This is a genomic window from Kocuria sp. UBA5001 (assembly GCF_002398425.1).
Taxonomy (GTDB): domain Bacteria; phylum Actinomycetota; class Actinomycetes; order Actinomycetales; family Micrococcaceae; genus Kocuria; species Kocuria salsicia.
The window spans coordinates 20,718-32,800 of the sequence record NZ_DGYR01000016.1 but is presented as its reverse complement, the minus strand read 5'-3'; the positions used below and the strand labels follow the sequence as shown (position 1 = coordinate 32,800).

At 69.7% G+C, this 12,083-nt stretch carries 10 protein-coding genes and 3 pseudogenes; 5 read left to right on the top strand and 8 right to left on the bottom strand.

From position 1 onward, the window contains the following. Window positions 1–179 precede the first annotated feature (179 nt). Window positions 180–1,136, bottom strand: coding sequence for a helix-turn-helix transcriptional regulator (locus tag B3G12_RS10275; RefSeq protein ID WP_290500214.1), 957 nt, complete (start codon window positions 1,134–1,136; stop codon window positions 180–182). Between the two features lie 94 nt (window positions 1,137–1,230). On the opposite strand from B3G12_RS10275, the gene B3G12_RS10270 reads away from it, so the two are divergent. Beyond that, window positions 1,231–1,791: a DUF664 domain-containing protein gene (locus tag B3G12_RS10270; protein ID WP_144943373.1), complete on the top strand. Its 561-nt coding sequence runs from the start codon at window positions 1,231–1,233 to the stop codon at window positions 1,789–1,791. Window positions 1,792–1,872: 81 nt separating this feature from the next. On the opposite strand, the pseudogene B3G12_RS10265 reads toward B3G12_RS10270, so the two are convergent. From B3G12_RS10265 to B3G12_RS10255, 3 genes and pseudogenes are all read right to left on the bottom strand, one after another. Next, window positions 1,873–2,765, bottom strand: a pseudogene (locus B3G12_RS10265) (allantoinase AllB); the annotation flags it as partial. A gap of 177 nt (window positions 2,766–2,942) precedes the next feature. Further along, entirely contained in the window at window positions 2,943–4,073 is a 1,131-nt protein-coding gene (locus tag B3G12_RS10260) for a glycerate kinase (RefSeq protein ID WP_290500213.1), read from the bottom strand. A 195-nt stretch (window positions 4,074–4,268) separates the two neighbouring features. Beyond that, window positions 4,269–5,054 (bottom strand): hydroxypyruvate isomerase family protein, encoded by a 786-nt coding sequence (locus B3G12_RS10255; protein ID WP_145012463.1) that lies wholly within the window; start codon window positions 5,052–5,054, stop codon window positions 4,269–4,271. A gap of 285 nt (window positions 5,055–5,339) precedes the next feature. Between B3G12_RS10255 and B3G12_RS10250 the strand changes: the two genes are divergently transcribed. Together B3G12_RS10250 and B3G12_RS10245 are read left to right on the top strand one after the other, a co-directional pair. Next, window positions 5,340–5,729 (top strand): hypothetical protein, encoded by a 390-nt coding sequence (locus B3G12_RS10250; RefSeq protein WP_290500211.1) that lies wholly within the window; start codon window positions 5,340–5,342, stop codon window positions 5,727–5,729. 286 nt (window positions 5,730–6,015) lie between these two features. Beyond that, window positions 6,016–6,774 (top strand): aspartate/glutamate racemase family protein, encoded by a 759-nt coding sequence (locus B3G12_RS10245; RefSeq protein ID WP_414672750.1) that lies wholly within the window; start codon window positions 6,016–6,018, stop codon window positions 6,772–6,774. Between the two features lie 26 nt (window positions 6,775–6,800). On the opposite strand, the gene B3G12_RS10240 is transcribed toward B3G12_RS10245, so the two are convergent. Continuing rightward, window positions 6,801–7,238 carry a DoxX family protein gene (locus tag B3G12_RS10240; protein WP_290500208.1) on the bottom strand — a complete coding sequence of 146 codons (438 nt, stop codon included), beginning with the start codon at window positions 7,236–7,238 and terminating at the stop codon, window positions 6,801–6,803. A gap of 121 nt (window positions 7,239–7,359) precedes the next feature. Here B3G12_RS10240 and B3G12_RS10235 point away from each other — a divergent pair, with 121 nt between their 5' ends. Continuing rightward, window positions 7,360–8,406, top strand: a complete 1,047-nt coding sequence (locus B3G12_RS10235) for an NAD(P)-dependent alcohol dehydrogenase (protein WP_144943367.1) — start codon at window positions 7,360–7,362, stop codon at window positions 8,404–8,406. Window positions 8,407–8,780: 374 nt separating this feature from the next. Here B3G12_RS10235 and B3G12_RS10230 read toward each other — a convergent pair. Both B3G12_RS10230 and aceB read right to left on the bottom strand, forming a co-directional pair. After that, window positions 8,781–8,951: pseudogene (locus B3G12_RS10230) on the bottom strand ((S)-ureidoglycine aminohydrolase); the annotation flags it as partial. 98 nt (window positions 8,952–9,049) lie between these two features. Next, window positions 9,050–10,657: a malate synthase A gene (gene aceB, locus B3G12_RS10225; protein ID WP_144943366.1), complete on the bottom strand. Its 1,608-nt coding sequence runs from the start codon at window positions 10,655–10,657 to the stop codon at window positions 9,050–9,052. A 265-nt stretch (window positions 10,658–10,922) separates the two neighbouring features. Here aceB and B3G12_RS10220 point away from each other — a divergent pair, with 265 nt between their 5' ends. After that, entirely contained in the window at window positions 10,923–11,684 is a 762-nt protein-coding gene (locus B3G12_RS10220) for an IclR family transcriptional regulator (RefSeq protein ID WP_414672749.1), read from the top strand. 103 nt (window positions 11,685–11,787) lie between these two features. Here the strand turns inward: B3G12_RS10220 and B3G12_RS10215 are convergent. Beyond that, window positions 11,788–12,081: pseudogene (locus B3G12_RS10215) on the bottom strand (sugar phosphate nucleotidyltransferase); the annotation flags it as partial. Between the last annotated feature and the right edge of the window lie 2 nt (window positions 12,082–12,083).

The window sequence follows — 12,083 nt, the reverse complement described above, 5'->3', positions numbered from 1 at the left end:
AAGATCAAGGGTCAAGCCCCCTTCCAGCCCTCACCCGAACCGTGGCGCGTCATGCTCGACCCGATGGGTCACCTCTTCTGCTTGAGCGCTGTCCGCCCGGACTGATGAGAAACTCAACCGGAGGGCCCCAAACCATCGACCTCACACCGCCCGCGGCGATCAGCCCCGGCCGGCACCCCCTAACTCGCCTCTCGCGCGTGGTCTGAGATGCGTGCCATGGCCTCCCGGAACGGATCCGCATCTGCCCCGTCCAGGACTGTCACAGGAGCTTTGAGGTCTCGGCTGACCCACAGGACGTGCCATGCGAGGTCGTCCCAATCGGGTGCGCCCACCAGGAAACGGCAGCCGCGAGCAGTGGGTTCCAGATGGCTCCGGTAGGGGGCCGGTATCCGGGCGGTGGCTTTCTCCACATCGACGCCCATCTCCACGCGGACACGGCACGGGTAGCGGCTGGCAAGATCACGGCGGAAGTCCAGCGGCGGCGCCTCACGAACCGCGAACTGCCAGGTCGTGGCGCGGAGGTTGGTCACCCGGTCCAGGCGGAACACCCGCCAGTCGTCCCGCACGCGGTCGAAACCCTGCAAATACCAGTGCTCCCCCTGGGTCATGAGTCGCACCGGCTCCACCTCCCGGGAGCTGACCTCCCCGGTGGGCTTGCGGTAGTCGAAACGCACCAACATGTGGTCACGCTGTGCCGTCGCCAGTTGCTGCAGCAGGTGGAGATCAACGGCAGGTCTGTTGCGCGGGAGAGCTCGAGTAGCCCCGTCGACGGCTGCGACGAGTGAGTGCAGTCGCGGAGGCAGAAGCTGGTCAAGCTTCGTCAGCGCGCGCAGAGCGGCTTCTCCCACGTCATCTGTGCCAGAGAGCGCGCCCATGCGGAGGCAGGCAACCAGGGCGACTGCTTCGTCGTCATCGAGCAGCAGGGGTGGGAGGCGGCGCCCGGCACCCAGGCGGTACCCGCCGTCCAGACCTCGTGCGGCTTCCACCGGGTAGCCCAGCTGCCGCAGCCTGGTCACATCCCTCCGTACGGTGCGCTCCGTCACTTCCAGACGGGTGGCGAGTTCGTGCGCCTGCCAGGTGGTGCGAGCTTCCAGCAGCCCGAGCAGGCGAAGGACGCGCTGAGTGGTTTCGGCCATGTCTGCATTCTCGCGGAGGCAGCGGACCGAAGCTGTCCGCAGGGCCTGGTGTCATGGTCGTGACAGCGCCCGCTGACCCCGAGAGGACATCATCGTGTACCTGCCCCAGATCGACAACGAGCGTGCCACGCTCTGCAACTACCTGGACGTTCAGCTCGATGCCATCCGAGCCAGCTCCTACGGTCTCGACGACGACCAGGCTCGTCGCGCTCCCCGGCGCAGCACCTTGAGCATCAGTGGGATCACCAAGCACGTCGTCTACTGCATGAAGCAGTCGCTCTCCGGGGCGGGACGCCACGAGCACGACCAGCCGTTCGAGGCGTTCTTCGCGAGCTTCACGCCGTCGGACGACGAGGACATCGTGACGCTGCTGGAGACCTTCGACGAGGTTCGTGGCGAATACATGAGGATGTGCCGTGACGGTGAGCTCGACGCGGAGCTGCCAGTGGGCCCCATGCCCTGGGTGGGCATGACTGAAGCACGCCCGGCGAAGTTGCGATACCTCTACGTCCACCATGTGGAGGAGTTTGCCCGGCACGCGGGGCACGCCGACATCATCCGCGAGGAGATCGACGGCGCACAGGCCGCGGAGCTGCTCGCGGCGGTCGAGGGACGACCCGCGAATGACTTCGTGACCCCCTGGCAGGCCAGATAGCGCCGTCGTCCTGAACGCACGATCAGCACGGCGGGCAGACGGTGCGGTGTCCCGCCGTCACAAAGGTGGGGCAGGTCGTCGTCAGGCCTGGCCGCGCGAGATCAGGCGGCCGGTGGGTGTCTCGTAGTCCGCCTCGTGCCCGCCCACGAAGGTCTTGCGGACCTTCCCGGAGAGCACCGTGCCCTGGTGGGGGGGGGGTGATGGGGTTCTCGTGGTTCAGTCGCTCGGCGTCCACCACTTGGCCCTCGTCCGGGGCGAAGACGGCCATGTCCGCGTCGTGCCTCGGTCCAGATCAGGGACACCCCCAGCTGCAGCGAGGACACCCCGCCCCACGCGACCTCGAAGTCCCCGTTGCCCTGGTCCTTGAGCTCGAGCGTGGAGGGGGAGCGGTCCGCGACGATGTCGTCGACGGTGCCGTTCACCAGCCCCTCCACAGCATCTCCCGGGTGGAGACTTCGCGCACGGGTGGGCAGCACTTGCCCGCAGTGGCGCCGTCCGGGATCTCCTCCGCGAGCAGTGTGAGGTAGTGGTGGCGGGTCTCCACGGTGATGTCCAGGCCGTCGTTCTTCGCGGAGCGGATCATGGGGATGGCGTCCGAGGAGGACGGGTGCAGGATGTGCGAGCGCCCACCGGTCCAGCGGGTGCGCCCGACGTTCTCCGCGAGCGCCTCCGCCATCTCGTCCGCCTCCAGGTGGAGGAACTCCTCCACCCCCGGAGTGCAGCAGGAAGCACTTGAAGCCGGACACGCCGTCATCGTGCGGGGGCGCAGGTCCTTCCTTGTTGCCGGGGACGGCGCCGCCCCGGAAGCCGATGTCCACGAACGCGTTCTGCGCCGTGAACAGCCGCTCGTACTCCAGGGCGGGCACGTTCACGGTGGCGGTCACGGAGTTCAGGGGCATGCGCCTGGTCCGCCGTGGCCCGCACCCGCTTCTTTGCGCGCTCCTCGTCGACCTCGGGGTCTGCGGCCGCCCCGGGCTGGGGGGTCTTGTCCCGGGTGGACTCCGGGGTCTTCCTCTGACGTGAACCGTGCTGCGGGGAGGCATTCGTGGAAGGGGTGCCCTTCCGCTGGCGCGTTCCGGCGCTCGTGGCCGGGCGGTGCGGTGCGTGAGGGGCGGCTCGTCCTCGAGTGCCCGTGGAAGTGGAAGGCTCCGTCACTGCGAGGCGATGCGGCGACCGACCTCACGGAGCAGGCGGGGTGCCCCTCGCATCGACGTTTCTGGGTCCGCTGCAAGCGCGCGCAGTTCGTGGACGGCGGTGAACCCCGCCTCGCGAAGTGTCGCGGAATCCAGGGTGGTGCGTCCGCACACGGCCACCACGGGCACGCCGTGGCGCCGCCCCACGTGCAGCACGCCCAGCGGCGTCTTCCCGCCGAGACTCTGCTCGTCCAGGCTGCCCTCGCCGGTGAGCAGCAGGTCCGCGCCGGCCACGGCGACGTCGAGCCCCACGAGGTCCAGCACGACGTCGATCCCCGGCCTGCGTTCCGCGCCCAGCACCGCGAGTGCCGCGTAGCCGACGCCGCCCGCAGCCCCCGCGCCGGGTGCGTCCGCGGCCTGGCGGGCCGGTTCGCCGAGCGCGTCCGCGAGGCGGTCGCGGAACACGGCCAGGGCGGCGTCGAGGTCCAGGACGTCCTGTTCGGAGGCGCCCTTCTGCGGGCCGAAGACCGTGGCGGCACCGCGCAGGCCGAGCAGAGGGTTGTCGACGTCCGCGGCAAGCACGAACTCGACGTCCCGGATGCGTGGGTGCAGCTGTGCGGCGTCCACGTGACGCAACTCCGCGAGCGCCGCGCCGCCAGGGGGCAGGTCGCGGCCGTCCAGGTCCAGCAGGCGCAGCCCCAGCGCGGCGAGCATCCCCGCGCCGCCGTCAGTGGTCGCGCTGCCGCCCACGCCGAGCAGCACGCGGGTGCAGCCGGCATCGAGCGCGGCGGCCACGAGCTCGCCCGTGCCGCGGCTCGTGGCGGTGCGGGGTGCGAGCACGGGGCGGCCGTCCTGGATGGGGAGGACAGCGAGGCCCGAGGCCAAGGACATCTCCACCACGGCCTCGTCCCCGCGTCGACCCCACGCGGCGGGGACGGGACTTCCCGCGGGTCCGGTGACGGTGAGGTCGTGGCGCTCGAAGCCCGCGTCCAGGGCGGCGTCGAGCGTCCCCTCCCCGCCGTCGGCGACCGGCAGAACCTCCACGACGGCGTCCGGGCGCACCTCGGCAATGCCCGCCGCAAGCTCGGCCGCCGCCTCGTGGGCGGTCACCGACCCCTTGAACTTGTCCGGTGCCACGACGACGCGCACGGTCTCCTCCTTCTGCGGATGTCCGGTTCCAGGACCATTCCAGCACGACGCCGCCCGCTCGGGGCCCGCTCGCTCGGCACCTGTTCACGTGGCACCCGCCCAGTGTGCCCGCCCGCCCGGCGTGCCCGCCTGCTCGGGGCCCGGCCGCGCGGTGCGCAGCTGTGCGGCGTCGGTGTGCCGAACAGGCGTGCGGCCTCACGCGCGCCGGTCGCGGGGGAGCCACGCGAAGGGGTCGTCCTGGGAGGGGACGTACTCCAGCGCCACCGGTCCGTGGTAGCCGCGCTCGTGGGCCCGGGCCACCCACCGGAGCAGCGGCAGATCGCCCGTGCCCGGCTCGTGGCGGCCGGGCGCATCCGCGAGCTGGATGTGCCCGAACTCCGCGGCGTGCCGTTCGATCAGGGCCTCGACGTCCTCCCCGTTGACCGCCAGGTGGTAGAAGTCCGCGAGCAGCTTCACGTTCGGGCAGTCCACGCGGTCGAGCACGGCCATGACGTCCGCGGCGGTGCGCAGAGGATACGTCGAGGCGCCGGAGAGCGGTTCCACCAGGACCGTCCCGCCGAAGACCGCCACCGCGTCCGCGGCGTACCGGAGGTTCTCGACGGCGGCGTCGTCCTGGTCGGCCACGGGCACGTCCGGCAGGCGGTTGCCGTGGAGGGCGTTGAAGGCCCGGCAGCCCGTGGCCTGGGCCACGCGTACCAGGGAGTCCACGCCTCGCCGGAACTCATCCGTGCGCGTGGGGTGGGAGAGGACTCCCCGCTCACCGGCAGGCATGTCCCCGGCAAAGAAGTTCAGGCCCGTGAGCTGGACGTTCGCGTCCTCCAGCGACCGGGCGAAGTCCTCGATCTCCCTCTCGGACGGGGTGGTGGCGGGGAACGGCCACCAGAACTCGACCGCGGAGAAGCCTGCGCGCGCCACGGCGGCGGGGCGCTCCAGCACGGGCAGGTCGGTCAGCATGATCGAGGCGTTCACGGTGTACCGCACGGTGGGCCCTCTCCGGGGCGGTGGCGCGGCCGCCCGTTTTTCGCTTTGATTCCATGATATGGAATTTGAGTTCTGATGAATGAAAAATTATCGACCGATGTGATGCGCGTCAACCCTTGGTGTGGGATTTGAGAGCTGGACGGGGCGACGTCCTCTCACGGTTTCCTCCAGGACTTCCCCCGCACCACGGAGCAGGCGGCCGGTCGCCCCGAGCCCGGGCGCCCGCACGCACCGCCCGACGTCGCCCACGAGCCGCGCTCGGGCACGAGCGAGAGGCTCTACAACGTGGACCTCGCACCCACCAGCCGTTACGGGCGCACATGGAGCGCGCAGAGCATCTTCACCATGAGGGGCAACGACCTGCACTCCCCGGGCAACTACGGCTTCGCCATCGGCCTCTTCGCCCTCGGACTCGGTGCGTGGCAGGTGCTCACGGTCCTGGGTGCGGGCGCGCTGCAGGTGCTCGCGTCCCTGGCGCTGCTGATCCTGCCGTGGAACCTCTACACCTCGCCCGTGGTGATCGTGTGCTTCCTGGGTGGGTTGGGCGCCGCTGCTCGGGTCGCTCTTTGGGATCAGCATGGTGGACTACCGGCTGATCCGCCGCTCCAGCGTGAACGTGCCCCGGGGTCTCCACGGACACCCACCACGGCGAGTACGTCTACCGCGGCGGCGTGACCCCCGGGCAATCGGGGCGTTCATCCCCGCAGCACCGGTCTCTCTGGCGCTCGCCCTGCTGCCCGTCTTCAGGCCACCAGCGCGTTCTCGTGGTTCATCGGGGCCGGCCTGGGCGCCCTGGGCTACCTCGTCACCGCCGAGCGCGAGCTCGAGTACACCGACCAGCACGGTGAGGCCACCGTGGCCGCCACTTCGCACCGACCCTGCGTCTCGCACGAGATCGCGGCCGACGCCGCCGCCGCGGGCTGCCTCCCGCTCGCCCCGCAGGGTGGAGCCCGGCGTCGTCGTGCCACCCGATCCCCGGCCACCCGAAGGACCCACCAGGCGCATCCTGACCGTCAACGTGAACGCCACACCGTCCGTGACCGCGTCCATTGCGGAGGCCCCGCGCGCCGTGGCCGAGCCCGGCGTGGAGATCGTGGGGCTCACGCCCACATTCGGCGCGCCGTCGTGCGAAGGGAACGTGCAGTCCTACCTCGCCGCGGTGGGGGTGATGGACGCGGTGCTGACCTGTGACCAACCCTTCAACCCCGTGATCCAGGCCAGGTTCGGCGAGCACCGGCGGGAAGGTCTGCAAAAGCTCCTCGATCGGCCCGTCGTGGACATCCCGAGCCGGCCGCTTACATCGCCACCTTCGTGGGGCGCAGATACACCGGGAGTGACCACCCTGGACTGCACCGTGCCGCTGATCGAGGACCGGTTGCGGCTGGCCGGGCTGATGGAACGCTGCGCATCCGTGCGGGCGTCGAGCACCTCCGTGCCGGACCTGGAGCGGGATGAGAACGCGGCGGTCGAGACGATCGTCGCTGAGGCGCAGCGGGCCGTCGAACAGGACCGCGCCGAGGTGGCTGTCCTTGGCTGTGGCGGGATGGCCGCCCTTGAGGGCGCCGTGCACCAGCGGTGCGGCGTGCCCGTGGTGGATGGCGTGGCTGCCGCGGTCAGCGTGGCGCAGTCGCTCGTGCGGCTGCGGCTGAGGACCTCCAAGGTCCGCACGTACACGAGCCCTCTGCCGAAGGACCTCAAGGGTTTCCGGTTCGGGCGGTGAGGCCGGCTCGCGTCCCGGGCTTCCGACTACTTGCGGGGGAAGCCTCCGGCCAACAGGGCTGCCGCGATCAGGGCCGGCTGCCCAAACAGGCGGGCCAGTCGCCTGCCATCGGTGTCCAGGCCGAAGGCGTCGTGCCGTTCGGCGTACTGGCTGATGTTGCCGGGGAAGATTGCGGCATAGAACGCGGCCAGCCCGGCGCCCACGGCGGCGCGCTGCTTCGGCAGTGCGAACAGTGCCGCACCGAACGCAATCTCCATCACCCCGGAGGCGAGCACCACCGTGTCTTTGTCCACAGGGAACCAGTCGGGAACCTGTGCCTGGAAGTCCTCGCGGGCAAAGGTCAGGTGGGAGATCCCCGCGGTGGACATGAACGCCCCGAGCCCCAGGCGGGCGACGTTCTGCGCAGTGGTGGGCTTGGGAGCGGGCGCGCTCAGTGACTGCAGTGCGTTGACAATGCGGGACATGGGATCTCCTGGAAGTCGCATCGGGTACTTATACTTATCAGTAACAAACCCACCGGGCCCGTGAGTATTCCTCGGTGCTCCAGTGTGACACCGGAGCACCGAGGGACTACAGTCACCCGCCATGACTACCAACGTTGCTGCCTATCAGGCCGTTGCCTCCGGTGCCCCGCTCGAGAAGGGGACCGTCGAGCGGCGGGACCTGCGCCCGGACGACATCCGCATCGAGATCGAGTTCGCCGGGATCTGCCACTCGGACATCCACACCGTGCGCGAGGAGTGGGGGCCCATCGAGTTCCCCATGGTTCCGGGACACGAGATCATCGGCCGCGTCACCGAGGTCGGTTCCGAGGTGCGGAAGTTCACCGTGGGGGAGCGCGCCGGAGTGGGCTGCCTGGTGGACTCGTGCCGCGAGTGCGAGTGGTGCCTGAAGGGCGAGGAGAACAACTGCCCCCAGGCCGTGGGCACCTACAACGGCAAGGACCGTTTCGACGGCCGCCCCACCGACGGCGGGTACTCCACCGAGATCATCGTCTCCGAGGCGTTCGCCCTCCACATCCCCGAGAGCCTCGACCCGGCGGCCACCACGCCGCTGCTGTGCGCGGGCATCACCACCTACTCCCCGTTGCGCACCTGGGGCGTGACCGAGGGCTCCAAGGTGGCTGTGGTGGGCATGGGCGGGCTGGGCCACGTGGCCGTGAAGCTCGCCGCCGCCATGGGGGCCGAGGTCACCGTGATCAGCCAGACCCGCTCCAAGGAGGAGGACGGCCGGCGATTCGGCGCCACGAACTGGATCGCCCGCAAGGAGGACCCGGAGGCCCTGAAGGAGCACAAGGGCGAGTTCGACGTCATCATCAACACCGTGTCCGCGCACATCGACGTGCAGGAGTTCATGGCCACCCTGCGCCCCCACGGCGCCATGGTGCTGCTGGGTCTGCCCACCGAGGCCCTGGAGGTCAGTGCGGGTTCGCTCATCGGCGGTCGCAAGTCCCTCACGGGCTCCAACATCGGCGGCATCCGCGAGACCCAGGAGATGCTGGACTTCTGTGCCGAACACGGCGTCACCGCGGAGATCGAGCTCATCAAGGCGGACGAGATCAACGACGCCTACGACCGCGTGGTCGGCTCGGACGTCCGCTACCGCTTCGTGATCGACGCCAAGACGATCTGAGGTTCCGAACTGCGACGACGGCGCTCCAGGCCATGACGGCCCGGGGCGCCGTCCTCGTCTGGCCAGGGAATCAGGGATCGCCAGAGACACCTCGCGCTCGGAACACGTGAGCGCCACGAGGGCGGCCTCAAGCCTCCGGGTGATTCTTGGAAACGGGTCCGCGCGGGGAACCTGCCCGTCCTGCCGCAGAGGCTCTCCTCGCAGCCAGCCGAATCCCGCCGTACGCCACGACGGCGGCGATGCGAAAGGCCACGCCGGCTGGGGTACCGGCAATTTTTCGTGGGGGCGTCATCGTTTCTCCTCACGCGGCAAGCCGCGTCGTGGTGCGCCTCAAACGCAGGCAGCAAGATGCCTCGCGCACCATGGCCGTGCGACCACATGAAATCGCTCTCCTGGACCTCACACCAGTCCTCGTGGAGCCGGTACACGGCCTGGCCCTCGAGGATGTGGGGCCCGGGCTCCATCACGTGGGTCTCCGCGAAGGGGATGACCCCGCCGGGGAGGAACGTCACGATGGTCAGGTGCATGTCGTGGCGCAGGTCCGCGCGGGGCATAGAGCCCTCGGAGAGAACGGGGGCGTCCCCCGCCGCGCCGCGCGGGGCGGTCGTGGCGGGGGACGCGTGAGCGGCGTGGGCCGGTTGGGTCACTTGCTGCCTTCCAAGAGGTCATACGCGGACAGCGTGAGGAAGTTCGGGTAGTCCTCCCTGAGCACCATGTCCGAGATGAGCCGCCCGGCGGGCACGAACCACTTCTCGTAGTTCTCCTGGTCGATCTCACCGCGCAGCACCTCGAGCTGAGTGTCCAGTGCGTCGGAGACGAGCTCGCGCGTGGCGGTGTTGCCGGTGTCCGTGTAGACCACGCCGTTCTTGATCTGCTGCCAGATCTGCGAGCGGGAGATCTCCGCGGTGGCGGCGTCCTCCATGAGGTTGTGGATGGCCACCGCGCCGCTGCCGGACAGCCACACCGCCACGTAGCGGATGGCCACGTACAGGTTGGCGTTGAGCTCCTTCTCTGTGCGCTGGTCCCCCGCAGAGGGCACGTCCAGCAGCATCTCGGCGGTCACGTCCACGTCGGGGCGCTGGTGGTCCACCTGGTTGGGCTTCTCGCCGAGCACGCCGTCGAAGACCTCCTGGCACACGGGCACCAGGTCCGGGTGGGCCACCCACGAACCGTCGAAGCCGTCCCCGGCCTCGCGGGTCTTGTCGTTGCGGACCTTCTCGAACGCGGCCTTGTTGATCTCCTCGTCCTTGCGGGAGGGGATGAACGCGGCCATGCCGCCCATCGCGAAGGCGCCGCGCTTGTGGCACGTCTGCACCAGCAGGTCCGTGTACGCGCGCATCAGGGGAGCGGTCATCGTCACGGCTGAGCGGTCCGCCAGGATGAACTTCTCGCCGGCGTCACGGAAGTACTTGATGATCGAGAACAGGTAGTCCCAGCGCCCGGCATTGAGCCCGGAGGCGTGGTCCCGCAACTCGTAGAGGATCTCGTCCATCTGGAACGCGGCGGGAATGGTCTCGATCAGCACGGTGGCGCGCACGGTGCCGTGCTCGATGCCCAGGTACTCCTCCGCGAACGTGAACACGTCGTTCCACAGCCGCGCCTCCAGGTAGGACTCCATCTTGGGCAGGTAGTAGTAGGGCCCCTGACCGTTCTCGATCAGCTGCTTGGCCGTGTGGAAGAAGTGCAGCCCGAAGTCTGTGAGAGAACCGGAGCCGGTCTTGCCATCCACCGTGATGTTGTACTCGGGCAGGTGCCAACCGCGCGGTCGCATGACCACCACGGCCAAAGGCACGTCCTCGCGGAGCTTGTACTCCTTGCCCTCCGGGGAGGTGAAACCCAGGGTTCCGCGGGCGGCGTCGCGCAGGTTGGCGATCGCGTCCACCTGGTTGGCCCAGCTGGGGGAGGCGGCGTCCTCGAGGTCCGCGAGCCACACCTTGGCGCCGGAGTTCAGGGCGTTGATCGCCATCTTCGCGGGCGATGCCGGTCCGGTCATCTCCACGCGCCGGTCCTGCAGGGCGGCGGGTGCCGGCGCGACCTTCCAGTCGCCCTCGCGGACCTCACTGGTCTCGGGGAGGAAGTTCATGGTCCCGGTCTCGGCGGCCTGGCGGCGCACGGTCTCGCGCTTGCCGAGCAGCTCCTCGCGGCGGTCCCCGAACTTCTGGTGCAGGGCCTCGACGAACGCGAGGGCCTCGTCCGAGAGGATCTGGTCCGCGGCGGCCACGTTCTCGGGCGTCGTGTGGGTGATGCTCATGGGTTGCCTCCTGGATGTCGGTGCAGTCGGTCGTGCCAGGGCAGCGGGCGCTGCGCCATTAAAAATCCGCATGGTGGAAAAATAATTCCACTAACGGCATCGTAGGCGTAGAATGTGACGCATGACAACCGCCAATTGAGTCCTGGCTCACACAGTGCGGTCGGTTCTTGAGGGCATCTCCCGGGGGCGTCGCGGCACCCCTGCGAGCCGGTGACCCGGCCGACCCGGCGGTCAGCCCAACTCAGCAAGCAGAGGGAGCACACGCATGGTGGACGGCAGGAGCGCGGGCGGGGTCCGGTCCGTGGAGCGGGTCTTCGACCTGCTCAGCATCATCACCGCCTCCGGCGGAGAGTCCTCGCTCAGCGAGCTCGCCTCCCGGGCCGAACTGCCGCTGCCCACCATCCACCGACTGCTGCGCACGCTCATCCCGTTGGGCTACGTGCGCCAGCTTCCCAACCGCAGCTACGCGCTCGGCCCGGGGCTCATCCGGCTGGGCAACGCGGCCGGGCTGCAGCTCGGCACCTACGCGCAGCCCGTGCTGCAGGGGCTCGTGGACGAGCTGGGGGAGTCCGCGAACATGGCGATGCTGGACGGGCAGATGGTCATCTACGTGGGTCAGGCACAGTCCTCCCACTCCATGCGGATGTTCACGGAGGTGGGCCGCCGGGCCCACATGCACGACACCGGGGTGGGCAAGGCGATCCTGGCAGCCCTGCCGGAGCAGCAGGTTCTGAGCATCGTGACGTCCATGGGCATGCCCACCCCCACCGTGAAGAGCCACGGCACCGTGGAGTCCCTGCTCGCGGACCTCGAGGTGATCCGGGAGCGCGGCTACGCCGTGGACGACGAGGAGCAGGAGATCGGCGTGCGCTGCTTCTCCATGGTCCTGCCCAACGCCCCCACGCCCACGGCCATCTCGGTCTCGGGTCCCACCACGCGGGTGGACTGGGGGTTCGGCGAGCGTGCCGTTCCCCTCCTGCGCGACGCCGCCCAGCGGCTCTCGGCGCAGTTCGCCTCCGCGCGCTGAGCGCCCCACGGGACGCGGTGGTGCCGCCGTCGTGACCGCGCACGTGCGCGCGGTGAGGTGTCAGCGGCGAGGGAGTGCAGGCAAAATCGACGGCGCGGTAGCCGCCGATGTGCTCCGTGCCCAGGAGCAACGCCCGCGCGAGACCGTCCGGACGCGGATGCTGCGCGTACGTGGTCCACATGCCGAACCGTGGCCCGTCCTCGAGCCGCTCGGCGTCGTGCGGGGTGGTGATCACCAGGATCTCCCGCACCCCGGCCAGCAGCAGCGTGGACAGCGGGTGATAGACCATCGGCGTGTCGTAGAAGGGGGCCAGCTGCTTGCCCGCACCCTCGGTCACGGGGTGCAGGCGGGTGCCCGGGTGGCGTCGTCCCCGGCGCTGCCGCGCGGTGGCTAGCATGA